General features: G+C 70.2%; 15 protein-coding genes. 5 read left to right on the plus strand and 10 right to left on the minus strand.

Annotated elements, in window-relative coordinates; genetic code table 11:
• Positions 1-31 precede the first annotated feature (31 nt).
• Genes ACSHV8_RS25310 through ACSHV8_RS25325 form a run of 4 tightly spaced genes read right to left on the minus strand, consistent with a single transcriptional unit; the run spans position 32 to position 6732 of the window.
• Entirely contained in the window at positions 32-1240 is a 1209-nt protein-coding gene (locus ACSHV8_RS25310) for a Wadjet anti-phage system protein JetD domain-containing protein (protein ID WP_436536385.1), read from the minus strand.
• The gene (locus ACSHV8_RS25315) at positions 1237-4575 is read right to left on the minus strand and encodes an ATP-binding protein (RefSeq protein WP_436536897.1); all 3339 of its coding nucleotides are present in this window, start codon (positions 4573-4575) and stop codon (positions 1237-1239) included. The genes ACSHV8_RS25310 and ACSHV8_RS25315 overlap by 4 nt, the downstream gene beginning before the upstream one ends.
• A gap of 2 nt (positions 4576-4577) precedes the next feature.
• Entirely contained in the window at positions 4578-5237 is a 660-nt protein-coding gene (locus tag ACSHV8_RS25320; protein WP_436536387.1) for a DUF4194 domain-containing protein, read from the minus strand.
• Positions 5230-6732, minus strand: a complete 1503-nt coding sequence (locus ACSHV8_RS25325; protein WP_436536389.1) for a DUF3375 domain-containing protein — start codon at positions 6730-6732, stop codon at positions 5230-5232. The genes ACSHV8_RS25320 and ACSHV8_RS25325 overlap by 8 nt, the downstream gene beginning before the upstream one ends.
• 345 nt (positions 6733-7077) lie before the next feature.
• Between ACSHV8_RS25325 and soxR the strand changes: the two genes are divergently transcribed.
• Positions 7078-7533 (plus strand): redox-sensitive transcriptional activator SoxR, encoded by a 456-nt coding sequence (gene soxR, locus ACSHV8_RS25330; RefSeq protein WP_436536391.1) that lies wholly within the window; start codon positions 7078-7080, stop codon positions 7531-7533.
• Here soxR and ACSHV8_RS25335 read toward each other — a convergent pair.
• Positions 7499-8533: an adenosine deaminase gene (locus ACSHV8_RS25335; RefSeq protein WP_436536393.1), complete on the minus strand. Its 1035-nt coding sequence runs from the start codon at positions 8531-8533 to the stop codon at positions 7499-7501. The genes soxR and ACSHV8_RS25335 overlap by 35 nt on opposite strands.
• 225 nt (positions 8534-8758) lie before the next feature.
• Here ACSHV8_RS25335 and ACSHV8_RS25340 point away from each other — a divergent pair, with 225 nt between their 5' ends.
• Genes ACSHV8_RS25340 through ACSHV8_RS25355 form a run of 4 tightly spaced genes read left to right on the plus strand, consistent with a single transcriptional unit; the run spans position 8759 to position 10841 of the window.
• Positions 8759-8899: a hypothetical protein gene (locus tag ACSHV8_RS25340; RefSeq protein WP_436536395.1), complete on the plus strand. Its 141-nt coding sequence runs from the start codon at positions 8759-8761 to the stop codon at positions 8897-8899.
• Positions 8899-9582: a DsbA family oxidoreductase gene (locus tag ACSHV8_RS25345; protein WP_436536397.1), complete on the plus strand. Its 684-nt coding sequence runs from the start codon at positions 8899-8901 to the stop codon at positions 9580-9582. The genes ACSHV8_RS25340 and ACSHV8_RS25345 overlap by 1 nt, the downstream gene beginning before the upstream one ends.
• Positions 9579-10154, plus strand: a complete 576-nt coding sequence (locus tag ACSHV8_RS25350) for a TetR/AcrR family transcriptional regulator (protein ID WP_436536399.1) — start codon at positions 9579-9581, stop codon at positions 10152-10154. The genes ACSHV8_RS25345 and ACSHV8_RS25350 overlap by 4 nt, the downstream gene beginning before the upstream one ends.
• Positions 10155-10202: 48 nt before the next feature.
• Complete coding sequence (locus ACSHV8_RS25355; RefSeq protein ID WP_436536401.1) at positions 10203-10841, plus strand: hypothetical protein; 639 nt, start codon at positions 10203-10205, stop codon at positions 10839-10841.
• A 1-nt stretch (position 10842) separates the two neighbouring features.
• On the opposite strand, the gene ACSHV8_RS25360 is transcribed toward ACSHV8_RS25355, so the two are convergent.
• The 5 genes from ACSHV8_RS25360 to ACSHV8_RS25380 form a co-directional block, all read right to left on the minus strand.
• Entirely contained in the window at positions 10843-12249 is a 1407-nt protein-coding gene (locus ACSHV8_RS25360) for an FAD-dependent oxidoreductase (protein ID WP_436536403.1), read from the minus strand.
• A gap of 40 nt (positions 12250-12289) precedes the next feature.
• Positions 12290-12751, minus strand: coding sequence for a TspO/MBR family protein (locus ACSHV8_RS25365; RefSeq protein WP_436536405.1), 462 nt, complete (start codon positions 12749-12751; stop codon positions 12290-12292).
• Positions 12752-12872: 121 nt separating this feature from the next.
• Positions 12873-13946: a hypothetical protein gene (locus ACSHV8_RS25370; RefSeq protein WP_436536407.1), complete on the minus strand. Its 1074-nt coding sequence runs from the start codon at positions 13944-13946 to the stop codon at positions 12873-12875.
• Positions 13947-13969: 23 nt separating this feature from the next.
• The gene (locus ACSHV8_RS25375) at positions 13970-14380 is read right to left on the minus strand and encodes a hypothetical protein (protein ID WP_436536409.1); all 411 of its coding nucleotides are present in this window, start codon (positions 14378-14380) and stop codon (positions 13970-13972) included.
• Positions 14381-14398: 18 nt separating this feature from the next.
• A complete protein-coding gene (locus tag ACSHV8_RS25380) occupies positions 14399-15181 on the minus strand; it encodes a hypothetical protein (RefSeq protein ID WP_436536411.1) in 783 nt (260 codons plus the stop codon).

Genomic DNA, 15181 nt, shown 5'->3' on the forward strand with positions numbered 1-15181 from the left:
AGGCGAGGCGATTGTTGCCAGCAGGCCGTCGTCAGGGCTGAGCGTTCACGATCCGCAGCAGCCGGGTTGCGGCGTGGGCGAGCGGGATGGCCTCCTGCTCGATGCGGCGAAACGGGGTCGGGCCCGCGGTGGCGATCGTGTTGTAGGCGACGCTCTCGGCCTCGGTCAGGTGCGGCAGCAGCTGCGGTGACGGCTTGATCGGGCGGCCGGCCTTGTCGTGGTTGACGCCGTGCAGGGCGTAGGTATGCAGGTCGGCGGCATCCATCAGGATGGAGGCGACGTGTCTGGCCGGTGCCCCGGGCGCGGCGAGCGCGGCGCGGAAGTGGTCGAGGATCGCGTACCCGTCCGCGTCGATGTCACCCCAGTAGACGACGTGCTCGGCCGAGCGGATCCAGGGCACGCCGGCCAGCAGGGCGGCAGCGGCCTTGCCACCACCTTCGACCACGATCGTGTCGCCGGCCGGCGGGAACCAGAGCCGGGAGTCGCGGTTCTCCACGACGAGGACGACACGTGGCCGGTAGGCGATGTCGTGCACGTCACCGGTGGTCCACGCGTCGTGCCGGCGCCGGCCCGAAGCGGCGTGGCCCGGGTCGACGTAGGTCAGATGAACGACGGCCGGCCGGGGCCGGACTTCGTCGCGGACATCGCGCCCGGCGACGTCGCGCAGCAGTGCGCCGTGGGTGTCGAGCCATTTGGTGTGCATGCCGGGCACCGGAAGTTGCCGCAGCGTCCACCGGCCGGCGTCGGGGTTGGCGCGCAGCCAGGTCACCGCGTTGATCAGCACTTCCACGTCGTCGGCGCGCAGTGCGTCAACGGCTCGCAGCGTGGCCGGGGTGAGGGCCGCGCCGGCGGCTCGCAGGCTCGACGCCAGCGCTCGGGCCCGGCCGACGTCCACGGCGCTCGCGGTGTCGGCGACGAGCGCGACGGCGCCGTCCAGGTCGGCCTGCAGCGCGGCCGGATACTCGCCGGCAACGCCTCGGATGGTCATCGCGTTGCGGATGACCTGCACGCCGGCGGGGAGCCGCCCGGAGAAGTCGCGCCACTGCATGTGCCACCCGTGCCAGGTGGCATACCCGAGCTGTTCGACGGCCTTGCCCGTCCCCACCCCGGGACGCAGCCGAACGGTGAATACGACCGGTTCGCCGTCGCCGAACTCCGCGCACACGGCTTCCGCCCACTTCTGTTCAAGTCGGCTGCGGATGGCGGCGACGGCCTCCGGCGGGGTGACGAGTGGGCTCATGCGTCGGGCACACCCACGAGCGGCTTCGCCCAGGATCGGCCGTGCGGGTTCTTGAGAATCAGGTACTCCACGTCCACGTGCGGTTCGATCGCGCTGTGCTTGTCGTTCGGGGCGCCGATGATGAGCTGGAAGCCCAGTCCCCGCCACGCGCCGATGGCCCGGCCGGTGAAGTGCGCGTCGGCCTTGATCAGCGCCTCGTCGAGGAAGACCGGGGCGTAGCGGGGCCGGGTCGCGCCCGCGTCGCCCAGCTGGTACCGCAGGGCGGCGCCGACGATGAACGCGACCAGTTCCTGCGATTCGCCGCCGGACTTCTCGCCGATGTGGTCGTAGACGGCGACGTGCCGACCGTCGAGGTCGATCTTCTCCGCGCTGATCCGTACGTGGTTGCGCACGTCCACGAGGTCGGCGAAGTCGGGTGCGCCGCGGCGGATGCGGTCGATCACCTTGGCCATCCGGTGGTAGGCGCGTTCCCGCTCGTCGTCGGTGGCGGCCTGGTCGATGAACGCCCGTACGTCACGCAGCTCTTTGCGGAAACGCGCACGCGCCGTCGAGTGGCTCTCCTGCGGGTCGATGCGCAGCCGGTGGTCGTCGTCGGCGAACGGCAGCGCGGCCAGGATGCGGTTGACCGGGTCGATCCGGTCGCGGATCTCGCGGACCGCTGCCGCCAGTTCGCTGTCCAGGCCGGTCAGGTCGTTGCCGGACAGGTTGAGCAGGCTGTCGCGCCACTCGGTCTCCAGCTCGTGCAGACCGCTGATCTCCAGGTCGGTCAGCAGGCGCTCGAAGTCGCGGTAGGAGGCGTCCGGGTCGACACCGAGGTTCGGGTTCGGCCAGCGTTCGAGGAAGGTGGAGAACGTGTCCAGCAGCGCGTTCCGCGACCGGCCGATCGTGTCCGTCGCGGATTGCCGGTCGGTGCGGAGGCGCTCGGTGGCGCGTTTGACTCCGGCGTCGAACTGGGCGAGCACCTCGGCCGGCGTGCTGCGGTCCGGGTCGCTCTCGAAGAGCGTCTCCAGGTACTCCCGGTGTTGCGGGTCGAGGTCGACGCCGGACTCGGCCGCCGCGTCGAGCGCCCGCTGGGCGTCGTCCACCTCGTCGACGGTCGACGCCCAGGACACACCGACCGCCCGCACGAGGTCCTTCTGCCTGCCGACCCGTTCGGTCAGGTCCCGGACCTGCTGTTTGAGTTCGTCCCAGCGACCCTGCAGCTTGTCGATCTCCGGGTTCCCGGCGCGGATCTCCGCGATGACGCGGTTCCATCGCTCTCGTTCTTCCCGGACCGTGTCGACGTCGACCTGATCCCAGGACAGCTCGGTCACCGTCCGGTAGGCCGCGCGCCGGGCCTCGACCGAGTTGAGGTTCCCCTCCTCCCGGGAAACCCCCTCGGCGGCATCGTCGAGGCGCTTGCGCGCGAGTTTGGTCCGCTCCTCGATGTCGGCCAGCATCCGGCTGTTGGTGAAGCCGAGCACGTTGGCCCGGCCCTGACCGCCGTGCGCGCCTCGGCCGCCCTCCGACGTCTGGCCGGTGATGGTCAGGGCCTTGGAATATTGCGGCAGCAGCCTAGGGGTGTCGACGCAGACGAAGGCGAACCGGCGGGCGAGTTCGGTCTTGAGCCAGGCGGTGAACGGCGACGGCCGGTAGTCGAGCCGGCCGGGCAGCGTGTTGCCGTCGAGCCCGACCTCGTCGCGCAGCCCGGTGCGCACGCCCTCGAACTGGACCCGCCGCAGCGTCGGCACCGCGTTGATCGCCTCGCGGAACGCGTTCAACCGTCCGATGTCGATGAGCATCCGGGTGGCGAATCCGCCGAGCGCCAGGTTGAACGCCTCGCGCCACGGCTCGAACTCGGTCCGTACCTCGATCAGCTCACCGATGAACGGCAGGTCGTCCGGGGTGAGTCCGGCCGCCTCGGCCAGCTTCGCGCGGGCCACGTGCAGTTCGGTCGGGATGTTGCCGCGGCGGGTCTTGACCGCGTCGTGCTCGGTCCGCAACCGTGTGAGCTCACGTTCCGCTTCGTTCTTTTCCGAAACCGCTTCGGCGTACGTCGTCTGAGCGGTTCTGCGGGCATCGGCGTCGGCCAGAGAACGGTGCGCCGTCCCGACCAGTGCCGTGAACTCCGCGCCGGTCGCGACCGTGGCCCCGATCGCGCCGAGCGCCCGGTCCAGCCGCTCCCGGGCGCGTTCGACGTCGCCCAGCCGCAACTCCACGACCCGGATCTCCCGTTGGGCGGTGTCCATCCGGTCGCCACCGGACGCGCGGATGGCGTCGGCCACCCCGTCGCGCTGCGTCTCGGTGGCGACGACCAGCGCTTCTGTCTCGGCCAGCTCGGCCTGGGCCCGGCGGTGCTGCTGGTCCAGGTCTTCCTCGGCCGAGCGCGACAGGTCGAGCCGGCGTTGATGACGCCACAACGCGGCCGGGGAGGCCACGTCGGTGAAGGAGCCGATCTCCTCGATCGCGCGCAACCGGTCGGCCGCCTCGTCGATGGTCCGCCGGTGCTCCCGGATCGGGGCCAGCGCCTTCACCTGCTGGCGGGCCGTGATCATCCTGGTCCGGGTGCCGGACAGCTCGTCGAACTGCTGCACCACCGCGTCCGCGGTGGCCAGCGTGGACGGTTCCTCCAGGACCATCGTCTTGTACAGGGCGTCGACCGTGGTGATCTGCTGGCCGGCCTGGATGCGTCCCAGCAGCGCGACCGCCTTGTGCCCGTCGCCGGCCGCCCCGATGCCGAGCGTGGTGTGCAGACGCGCGGTGAAGTCCCGGTCGGTCTCGCTCCAGTTCAAGCCGGTGGCCACCACGTCGGCCCGGGCGAGCTTCTTGCTCGCCGGACCCTCCAGGGCCCGCAGCTGATATCCGTGGTCGCAGGTGGCGCGGACCGACACGACGTCGTCCAGGCCGCGCGCGGACGACGGAACGTACCAGGCCCGCAGCGCGGTGAACTCGGCCCCGGTGTGGTCCACCCACGTCATCGCGATGGCCGACCAGGTGTCGCGGCCGTCGCCGCGCAGCACCCGCAACTTCGTCTCGCCGTCGGTGCGCGACTCGTCGAGCTTGCCCCGCGCGTAGGAGAGGATGTTGCGCTGGTCCTTGCCCCGGGGCCGGCCGACCACGCCGCCGTTGGACGCCCCGTTGAAGGGGGTCGTGTGCGGCATGAGCAACGCGATGTACGAGTCCATCAGCGTCGACTTGCCCGATCCGGACCCGCCGCTGAGCAGGGTCGCGCCGGGTGCGAGACGCAGGTGGTGATACCCGTCGTAGCCGCCCCAGTTGACCAGTTGCAGGTCCCGCGCCACCCACTGCTGGCCTCGTGACGCCGCCGGGATCAACCCGAACAGCGTGTCGATCATGCTCACGCCGTAGCCTCGTTCTGTTCGCGCAACCACTGGTTCAGCTCGATCAGCTTCTCGCTGCTGAGCACGACCTCCACCATCGGGGTGATCCGGTACCGGCCGGCCGACTCCTCGGCGAGCAGACCCTCGGTGACCAGCCGCTGCACCGCGTTGCGCACCTCCTGCTGGCGGCGGGCGAGGTTGAGGTCGTACGGGTCGAAGTAGGTCAGCACGGTCTGTTCCAGCTCCTCGATGTCCACCCGCGCCGAGGCCTCGCCGGTGCCCCGCTCGCGCTGGAAGACGGTCCGGAGATGCACCAGGACCAGGGTTTCGGCCCGGTTGTAGGGGTCGTCCTTGAGCAGCACCGGCACGTCCAGCTCGGCCGAGCGCACCTGCTGCTTGTAGGCGACGCCTCGATCGTGGTCGACCACCAGGCGCACGAACAGGTCGTGCATGCGCGACTCGATGATCTGCTGGTTCTCCAGCAGCGTGCGCCACTGCGCCGGGTTCTTCTCGGCCAGCAGGAACTTGCGCCGCAGCAGCTGGACCAGCACGCGGCGCACGTCCGCGTCGAGCGTGCCGGCGTCGCCGGCGAACAGCTCGGCCGGATCCTCCTCCATCGAGACCGGGTCGATGAACCCGGCCGTCACACCGACGTCGGTGCCGGCAACCTCACTCATGCGCCTCGCCCTTTTCCGCACCCGTCGGATTGACCACCACCACACTGCCGAGAGCGAACCGCCGCCGGGTCCGGTCCGGTCGCACCGTGTCGACCACGGTGACCTCGGCCGTCTCGGTCATCCCGGCGCCGTTCGCGATCTCCAGCAGGCCGAGCAGGTCGACCGGCCGCTGGATCTCCTCGCCCGCCGCGCGGAACGCGGCCACGACGTCGACGCTCGCCGCCCCGCCCGCGAACGCGGCCAGGTGTGTGCGCAGCTCGGCGTAGCGGGGACCACCCCAGGCCCGCGTATCCGCGGCCGCCAGGTCGTCGCTCTCGTCCCAGTCGTGCAACGGCGCCGGAGGCTGCGGTAGCCGCAGGTCACTCATCCGCTGACGCAGGTGGCCGACATCGGCCACCGGCAGGCGGCGCAGCGGCTCGACGGCCTCGCCGCGGCGAGATTCGGGCACCCACCGGTGCAGGCCGGACATCACGTCCCTGAGCAGTTCGTCCACCTGGCGATCCCGCATCGGGTCGTGGTTGCGGACCTGGGTGGTGATGACGTGCGAGGCCTGCCGCTGGGCGGCCAGCACCTCCTTGACCCCCTGCTCGATCCGCCGCGAGATCTCGGTGAGCTCCCGCCGTTGCTGTTCCGGCAGCAGTTCGGTGAACCGGTGCCGCAGCACCGTCCGCAGCTGACCCCACAGGCCGTCGATCTGCGCCGGGTCCCCGATCAGGCGCAGCGCGCCCGCGAACGCCCGTCCCTCCGGTGTCGCGTCCAGGATGCGCTGGCCGCGCGCAAGGTATTCGCGCAGCACCTCACCGGTCGGCCGTACGTCATGCCGCAGTTCCGCGACGACGTCGCGCTGAATGGCTTTGATCGACTCGGCCACGCGGGCGAAGTCCGCGGGCAGCTCCCGGGCCAGGTGCAGCACGTTCTCGGCCGCTTCGAGCAGCTGCTCGTCGTCGACGGTCTCGACCGCGCCGCCCTTCTCCAGCCGGGTCAGCTCCTTCTGCCGCTGCTGGATCTCCTCGTGAAGGCGGACCATCCGCGACATCAGGTCCGGATCGGCGTCCTGGGCCAGGCGCTCGATCGCCTCCAGCAACGTCCTGACCCGCGACTCCGACACCCTCGTGCGTGCTCCGCCGACCCGGCCGGCGACCTCCAGCGCGCCGACCCCGTAGGCCGAGAGCCGATACACCTCGACGTCGTCGTCGGACACCTGCCGGACCAGCCATCCGGCCTGCACCCACTGCCGGCAGAGATCACGGGCGGTGCCCGCGGGCAGCGGCTGACTGTCCTCGTCGCCGTAGCCCGCGGCCCGCAACTGGTCCAGCGCGTCGTTGATCTCCGCATGCGCGTCGGCCACCGCGACCGTCGGCCGCTCCGCGGTGAAAACCATTGCCAGCACCGTCACCACGAACGGCGCGTGTGTCTGGTGAAGCAGGGCGAGCATCGGATTCTGAAACGCCCGGAGCGCCCCTTGATAAGCGCCTTCAACACCTCGTGTAGCCATCAACACATAGCGTACGGGCGGGTCTGACACAGCCGTGGCCGGCCATTCTCGCCGGTACTCCCTTCTGACGTTCGGTGGTGCACTTCTTCTGCTCGCGGGGAGGCCCATGCCGATCCCGGGTCACCATCATGCTCTGTTCCGGGGGCCCGCCCACGATCACGGCCCGTCCGGCGTGTCCGGTGACACCACGCCGGACGTGAGGGGCTTGACCTCAAGTCAGGTTGGGGTTGCACGGTGGGACGGCCACACCGTCACGTCACCAGGGAGCACCATGTCGCAAGCGGTCGTCTTCACCGGCTTCGGCGGTCCCGAGGTCCTGCACCTCACCGACGGATGAGTCCGGCCGTGGAACTCACCGTGGGTGAGGTGGCGGCGCGCAGCGGCGTGGCCGTCTCCGCCCTGCACTTCTACGAGGCCAAGGGGCTGATCAGCAGCCGCCGGACCAGCGGGAACCAGCGCCGCTACGCCCGGGACACGCTGCGCCGGGTCGCGTTCATCCGGGTCTCCCAGCGGGTCGGCATTCCGCTGGCCATGATCGGTCAGGCGCTGTCCCGGCTTCCGCAGGGCCGCACGCCGACCCGGGACGACTGGGCCCGGTTGTCGGCCGGCTGGCGAGCCGAGCTCGACGAACGCATCCGACGTCTGCAGCAGCTGCGCGACGACCTGACCGACTGCATCGGCTGCGGCTGTCTGTCGTTGCGCGGCTGCCGGCTGTCCAATCCGGGCGACATGCTGGCCGCCGAGGGCCCCGGCCCCCGGCGGCTGCTCATCGACGATCTTCCTCGGCCGGGCGGCCGGTGACGTACGCGTCGATCTCGGCCAGCACCGCGGCCTTGCCCGGGTCGTCGAGGAACGAGTACCGCACGGCCTGGCGGGCCAGGTCGGCGACGCCGGGCTCGTCCAGGCCGAGCAGGCCGGCCGCCACCTCGTACTCCCGATTGATGGTCGTGGAGAACATCGGCGGGTCGTCGGAGTTGATGGTGACCGGCACCCCGGCGGCCACCAGCTGCGCCAGCGGATGCTCGGCCAGCGACGGCACCGAGCGGGTGCAGACGTTGGAGGTCGGGCACACCTCCAGCGCGATGTCGTGCTCGCGCAGGTGCCGCATCAGTTCGGGGTCGCGGGCGGCGCCGATGCCGTGGCCGATGCGTTCCGCGCCGAGGTGGCGGACCGCCTCCCAGACGGTGTCCGGGCCGGTGGACTCGCCGGCGTGCGGGACGCTGCGCAGCCCGGCGGCCCGGGCCGCGGCGAAGTGATCGGCGTAGCGGGCGCGGGAGATCCCGGCCTCCGGGCCGCCCAGGCCGAAGCTGACCAGCCCGTCCGGGCGCTGCTTGAGGGCCACGTCGAGGGTGATGTCGGCGCCGGTCATGGTGGGCTCGCCCGGGATGTCGAAGCACCAGCGCAGCTGGATGCCGTGGTCGCGGGCGACCCGCCGCCGGGCGTCCTCGACCGCTTCGCAGTACGCCTCGGCCGGGATGCCCCGCACGATCGACGAGTACGGGGTCAGCGTCAGCTCGGCGTAGCGCACCGACTGCGCGGCCAGGCCGGCGCCGATGTCGTAGGTGAGCGTGGCCACGTCCTCGGCGTCGCGGATCAGGTCCACGACCGACAGGTACACGTCGATGAAGTGCGCGAAGTCGGTGAACGTGAAGTACTCGGCCAGCAGCGCCGGGTCGGCCGGCACGGTGGTGGTCGCGGCGTGCCGCTCGGCCAGGCGGGCGACGGTCTGCGGGGTCGCCGACCCGACGTGGTGCACGTGCAGCTCGACCTTGGGCAGGGCGGCGATGAATGCGGTGTGCACGGAACCTCCCGGTGGGAGGCGCCCTTCGACCGAGGGAGGGGCCGAGCGTGGCGGATGATCATCCGTCGCAGCGCCTCTCGACCCGTATCGGCACGCTAACAAGACCCGATCGGCGCCGACAACCCCGCCGGCCGCTACGGCTCCCTGCGCACCCCCTCATAGCGGGCCGACCTGCACCGACACCTATCTTGTCGGTGCCGTCAAGTTGCTGGTAGCTTCTTGACCATGGAGTCAACTTACGTGCCGAAGGCGGAGGAGCAGGAGCTCACCCCCGCCGAGGCGCCCGCCCCGCCCGTACCATCGCTGATCTTCTTGGAATCGGCCGAGGATGCCGGAGTCTGCGACGTCGACGGGGTGTGCAACTGATGACCAGTGTTTTCGGGCGTGGTGCCGAGCCGATCACGATCGACGTCTGGAGTGACGTCGTCTGCCCGTTCTGCTATCTCGGTGACAGCGTCCTGCAGCAGGCGATCGAGCAGTTCCCGCACGGCTCGTCGGTGCAGGTGCGCTACCACAGCTTCCAGCTGAACCCGGCCTTCCCGGTCGGCGACGCCATCAAGGCCGACGAATATCTGGCCAAGAACTACAAGATGCCCGTCGCCCAGGTCGAGGCGTCGCACGCGCACCTGACCCAGCGCGGTGCCGAGGCCGGCCTGGACTACAAGTTCGAAGACTCGTTCATGGTGAACACGCTCGACGCGCACCGGATCATCCACTTCGCGAAGGCCGCCGGCCGTGAGCACGACATGGTGATGCGCCTGTTCAAGGCCGAGTTCACCGACGGGCTCAACCTGGCCGACCACGAGGTGCTGGCCGACCTGGCCGCCGAGCTCGGCCTGGACCGCGAGGCCGCGGCCAAGGCGCTGGCCACCGGCGCGTTCGAGAAGGACATCCAGGCCGACCTGGCCCAGGCCCGGGCGTACGGGATCTCCGGCGTCCCGTTCTTCGTCTTCGACAACAAGTGGGCCGTCTCCGGCGCGCAGCCGGTCGAGGCGTTCCGTCAGGCGCTCGACAAGGCTTGGCAGGACCGCGCCGCCCAGCCGGCATGACCCGACCCGATCGGCCGCGGCGGGCCGACGCCCGGCGCAACGTCGAGGGCATCCGGCGGGCTGCCCTCGACGTGTTCCGTTCCGGTGGCCTGACCACCCCGCTGGACGAGGTCGCCCGCGCGGCCGGGGTCAGCAAGGGCACGATCTACCACCGGTTCGGCAGCCGCCGCGGTCTGATCGACGCGGTCGTCGACGAGCTGGTCGCCGAGCGCATCCAGGGCATCATCGCCGCCGTCGGGGAGTTCAGCGACCCGCTGGCCCGGTTCGAGACCTACCTGCTTCACATGTGGCTTCTGCAGTACGACGAACCGGCCGCCAACGACGTGCTGATCCGCGCCCTGCCGGAGTCCGAACCGCTGCTGAACCTGTGCGAGAAGGCCCAGGAGTTCGCGTCGGGCCTGCTCGGCGACGCCCAGCGAGCCGGCGTGATCCGCGCCGACCTGACCCCGGAGGACGTGAACTACCTGATCCTGGAGCGCGGCGCGATCGTGCAGGCCTGCCCGCAGCAGACCCGCGACGACTACCGGCGCCGGCTGCGCTTCCTGCTCGACGGCCTGCGCAGCCCACGATGACGGTCCACCCCGGCCGGCCGGGGTGACGGGATTTAGTAACGTCGATCCGTGGCTGATGCGCGGGGGAATTCGACGGTGTCCAGGGCGGCCGGCTGGGTCTTCCTGGCGGTGGCCGCGGCCGGGGTGTTCGCGGCGTTCCGGGCGCCCGACCACCTGCAGATCCACGGCCTGATCGCCGCGGCGGCCGGAGCCGGCGCAGCGGCGTTCCTGCTGCACAGCGGTGACTTCGTCGGCCGCCTTCTGAACGGACTGGCCGGGCTGCTGGCGGTCCTGGTCCTCACGGTCGCGGCCGGACCGGCCACGCAGCTGGTGCAGCCCGGCATCTACCGCCAGGTCCGAGGCGAGAAGGTGGACGCCTACCCGGTCGGCCTCTGCACCGGTGTCGTCCACTCCGCGCAGGAGAAACCCAAGAAATACACCTGCACCGCCAAGTGGGAGGTCCCCGGCGACCACGTGGTGGTCGGCCACCTCGACGTGCTCAGCAGCGACCTCGACATCGACGCCCAGTTCGGGCTCTGGGCGTACGCGTTCCGCGACGACGCCTCGGCCCTGTCCCGGATCCCCGAGCACTATCCGAGCTGGCTGCCCTGGATGATCCGGTTCCCGTGGATCCTGGCCGTGCCGTTCCTGGGGCTGGCGATCGGGTTCCGGCGCGCCGCCGTGCGCCGCGCCGACCCGTACCGCTAGCTCAGGCGCGGGCGCCGACCGCGAGCGCACGCAGCAGGAAACCCGGCGTGGTCAGGGCGCTCGGATGGGCCAGCATCGTGGTCACCTCGCCGAGGCGGCTGTTGACCTTCCGGTCGCGCATCGACGCCTTGAAGATCAGGCCGCTGGCCCACTGGATCGCCCTGTAGCCGCGCGGGTACGGCCCGTCCACGTGCGGCAACGCCAGGTCGGCCATGGTCGAGACCTGCCACGCGGCGTCGACCACGACCTTGACGTCGGCGAAGTACGACAGCGCCGGTTTCGCCAGGTCGGGCTCGGAGCGCAGGTACTCCGACAGGCAGGAGGCGTGCAGCATCGCGGAGGTCATGCCCTGCCCGTACACCGGATTGAAAGATGCCACGGCGTCACCGGCCGCGACCAGGCGGGCCGGGAACCGGCGCAGCGTGTGGTAGTCGCGGCGACGGCTGTCGGCCTGGTGGTAGGTGACCACGTCCCCGGCCGACTCGGCGGTGGTCGCGACGTCACCGAAGTCGGCCGGGAAATCGCGCACGCACCGCTCCCGGTACTCGTCGGCGTCGCGCCCGGGGCGGTCCTCGGCGTACCCGGAAACCAGCATCGTCCAGCGGTCGCCCTCGATCGGGGTGAACCCGCCGATCCGCGCGACCTTGCCCGGCCCCGGGTTGGCGATCGAGATGCACGTCCACACCGGCGCGTCGGCCGGGCGCCGGAACAGCTTGGTCGCGTAGTTCAACTTGATGTTCATGCGCCGCATCGGCGGCTTCGGGAAACCGGCCGCCTCCAGCCAGTCGCCGAGCCGGCTGGACCGCCCGGTCGCGTCGACCACGAAATCGGCCCACTCCTGGACGCCGTCGACGACGACCCCGGTCACGGTTCCGTTTTCGATCAGCAGGTTCTCGGCGCGCCCGGCGACGGTCCGCACGTTCGGCAGCGCCAGCACCCGGTTGCGGATCAGCGCCTCCAGGAACGGCCGGCTGGAGATCAGCGCCTGCGCGGCCGGGCCGGTCGGCGGGTCGTCGCGCAGCTCACCGTCCAGGTAGAACCGGTTCGTGCCCAGCGGCGGGTCGATCGCGCCGGCATCGAGCGCCTGCTGCCCGAACCCGGGGAACCAGCGTTCGAGCTGCCGCTGCCCGGACGGCAGCAGCGCGTGCACCTGACTGCCCTGCGGAACCCCCGGCCGCGGCCCGACCGCACCGACCGGATCGGCGGCGATCTGCTCGTCGGACACGTTGATCGCCGCCAGGTCGTCGCGCTCCACGATCAACACCCGCTCGGCGTGATCGCTGAGGACCCGGGCGGCCATCAGACCGGCCACGCTGCCGCCCAGCACGATCACCTGCCCGAACTGGACGCTGACGGCGCTGGGCTGCTCGGACGTCGTGATCGCGGCAAACCGGCTAGCGGCTGACATAGATGGCCCCCGTGGCATTTAGGAGCCCTAACCATACCGTTCAATTACGGCGGACGATGGCCGCGTTCAATGCCGTCGCGAAGATCGTCCATGCGACGTACGGCGCCAGCGCCGCCCCGGCGAGCCGATCGGTCCGCGCGGCCCGCCGGAGCAGCAGCAGATTGGAGACGTTGAGCACCGCGATCTCGGCCAGCGCGGCCCGCGGCCGCTTGGCGCGGAAGAACACGGCGGTCCAGGCCGCATTAAGACCGAGATTGATCGCGTACGAACGAGCAAACGCCCGCCGATCATCCGCGTCCCCCCGATTGAGGGCCCGGGTCCCCGCCACCGCGATCAGCGCGTACAACGGCGTCCACACCGCCGGGAACGCGGCCGGCGGCGGCTGCCACGGCGGCTTGCGCAGCGCCCGGTACCACCGCGACCCCGGCTCGGTGGCGATCGACCCCGCCCCCGCCGCCACAACCACCGCCGCCGACGTCTTCACCCAGGTCGGAACTGTCATACCTCCCGCATACCCGCCGCCGCCCGCTTTACCCGGGTGGCGGCCCGGTTACGCCGAGCAGATCACCGGTACAGCCGCGTCAGCCATGGTCCGGGCCGTTATCGACGTTGATGTAACGGCGCTAATCGGGATAGAAGCCGAAGTTGCTGCCGGGGTCTCGGATGGCGGCTACCGGCAGGCTTGCCGCGGTGGTGACCTCATTCGGGGCACGAAGCACGGCCAACTGCCGGTACCTCTCCAGAGCTGCGGTCACCGCGGTCATCGCCTGGGCTACAACGCGCTCCTGCTCGTCAACGGCGGCGCGGACCCGGTTCAGGGCGGTGGCCATGCCGTCGAGGATCGGAGGTACCGTGGCGCCTTCGATGTTCTGTTCGGCCGGCTGGTTGATGGTGGCCATCGAGCTCATGATCGTCGCCGCGCTCTGCACTGATTCCACGGCAATTGCGGCCATGCCGTCAGTGGCGACGTAGGCGACGGCGGCGAGTGCGCCGACGATGGTCAGCTTTGCTACCTCTTTGGCCGAGTGGCTGCACCAGCCGTCGAGCTGGTCGAGGGCTTTGTAGGTCACGGTGCCGACGTTCCACACGTCGGTCAGCATCGCCTTGCGGATGTCGGCCATGGCTTCCAGCCCGTTGGCCAGATTGACCGCGATCTGCTGTTGAAGCTCGGATGCGGTCTTGAACCCGCCGATGTACAACGCGAACGCGTTGGCCGCATGCCCCTCCCACCTCTTCAGGTGGGTGTGCATGATGTTGATGCTCTGCTCCACTGGCGCGACCGCGGGTGCTCCGCTGACGAGCATCGGGGTGGTGATTTTTGCGCCGTCGGCCTTGATTTCCAGCGTCGGGTGCAGGGTCACGACGGCCTGGTAGAACGTGTCGATAATCGGCTGCATCGTGGCGGGGTCCGGCACAGCGAACTGCGTGAACATCTGCGGGAGTTGCGCGTACAGGTCATGGACGTACGCACTCAGGTTTCCGTGGTCGTCGGCCTCTCCGTCGGCGGTTGGGTGGTAGTTCACCGATCGGGTCGGCTGCCCGGTCTCGTGGCGGGTCTGGTCGTTGTTGGCCTCCCGCTGTGCCTGCTCGTAGGACTCCTGCTGGTCGAGGGTCACCTTGACAGCCTTGTCCCGGATCTTCTCGCCGAGCACACGCAGGTCGTCCATGCTGCGGTACTGATAGTCCGCCGTGGTCATGGCGCCTCCCCGTGGTCGCGCCGTCAGGTCAGTGGCCGGTACCGGGATTCAGGGTGCGGGCCGGCAACGAGGTATTCCCCGTCCAGCAGCGGCGGCGTGGTGTTCGTCCAGGCCGACCGCAGCGCGGCAGCCGCCTCGTCGTCGGTGGCGGCGTAGTGGTCCACGATGCGCAGCACGGCGCCTCCGGCCACGTCCATATTCTCGGACATCTTGCCGAGGATCTCCTGATATGCGCTCCGGAGCTTGTTCCACGGCTCGTAGGCCTGGCTCGATCCGCCGGCCGACCAGGAGAACAAGACAGCGTCGTTGCTCGCGGTGTCGTCGACCATGTTGTTGAGGGCCGCGTAGGTGTAGGAGATCGCGGGTAGGTCGACCTGGCCGACCATGCGCAGTTCCGACAGTTCAGCGCCGAGCCGCCATCCGGTCTCAGACATGGTGTCCCCTTCGAATCGTCACTGGCAGGTCAGCCGCTGTGTGTTGACCTCGCCGAGCGTCTGCGTCCCCATCGCCACCGAGATTTCCGCCTTGGACCAGTCGATCCCGGACGGTAGGCGCTCGTCGAAGGTAGGCTCGCTCTGCGTTGCCGCAACCCCATAGATCAAGGCACCCGCGCTGTCGCGCAGCAGGAGGAAATACTGCGGATTGCACGGCTCGGCCGTACTTGGTTCGGTGACCAGGGTGCCGGTGACCTGGGTGTGGCCGGACGAGTCCGGGCCCTGGTGCTTGATGTCGACGACATGCACGGCCGGCCACGACGAGAACGCGGACGCCGGCACGTTCTGGGTGTCCGAGACGCTGACCCGGAGGTTCTTCACCGACGCGTTCACGTCGACGAGCAACTTGCCACCCACCCCGAGACGCTGACCGGGCAGCACCGCCGGAAGCAGGATGCCGGCCCTCGCCTGGTCGCCTTTCAGCTCTGTGCCGTCGGCGCCGATCGCGGCGACGTCCAGCCGGCTGGCGACCGCAGCCTGCGGGCAGTCACTGGTGACGACGATGCCGAAGCTGACCAGACCCTGTCGATTGCTCTGGCCGGTCTCGGCCACCTTGGGTGCGCAGATCGGACCCGCTGGATTGCTCGTCGTGGGAGCGGTGGTAGCGCCGCCGGCTTTGCCATCGGAGTCCCGGCCGCGACGCAGCACCGTGACCGTGGCGATGCCGACGACCAGCAGCGCGATGACGCCGATGAGCAGCCGGTGCCCTGGTTTCATCCGTCTCGGCTCGGGTTCGGTCAC

It is taken from the genome of Actinoplanes sp. HUAS TT8, assembly GCF_051380535.1.
In the GTDB taxonomy this organism is placed as follows: Bacteria; Actinomycetota; Actinomycetes; order Mycobacteriales; family Micromonosporaceae; genus Actinoplanes.

Coding starts and splice junctions, on each gene's coding strand:
- ACSHV8_RS25325 (WP_436536389.1), bottom strand. CDS start 6,732: ATGGCTACACGAGGTGTTGAAGGCGCTTATCAAGGGGCGCTCCGGGCG.
- ACSHV8_RS25350 (WP_436536399.1), top strand. CDS start 9,579: ATGACCCGACCCGATCGGCCGCGGCGGGCCGACGCCCGGCGCAACGTC.
- ACSHV8_RS25340 (WP_436536395.1), top strand. CDS start 8,759: ATGGAGTCAACTTACGTGCCGAAGGCGGAGGAGCAGGAGCTCACCCCC.
- ACSHV8_RS25315 (WP_436536897.1), bottom strand. CDS start 4,575: ATGATCGACACGCTGTTCGGGTTGATCCCGGCGGCGTCACGAGGCCAG.
- ACSHV8_RS25345 (WP_436536397.1), top strand. CDS start 8,899: ATGACCAGTGTTTTCGGGCGTGGTGCCGAGCCGATCACGATCGACGTC.
- ACSHV8_RS25375 (WP_436536409.1), bottom strand. CDS start 14,380: ATGTCTGAGACCGGATGGCGGCTCGGCGCTGAACTGTCGGAACTGCGC.
- ACSHV8_RS25360 (WP_436536403.1), bottom strand. CDS start 12,249: ATGTCAGCCGCTAGCCGGTTTGCCGCGATCACGACGTCCGAGCAGCCC.
- ACSHV8_RS25320 (WP_436536387.1), bottom strand. CDS start 5,237: ATGAGTGAGGTTGCCGGCACCGACGTCGGTGTGACGGCCGGGTTCATC.
- ACSHV8_RS25370 (WP_436536407.1), bottom strand. CDS start 13,946: ATGACCACGGCGGACTATCAGTACCGCAGCATGGACGACCTGCGTGTG.
- ACSHV8_RS25310 (WP_436536385.1), bottom strand. CDS start 1,240: ATGAGCCCACTCGTCACCCCGCCGGAGGCCGTCGCCGCCATCCGCAGC.
- ACSHV8_RS25365 (WP_436536405.1), bottom strand. CDS start 12,751: ATGACAGTTCCGACCTGGGTGAAGACGTCGGCGGCGGTGGTTGTGGCG.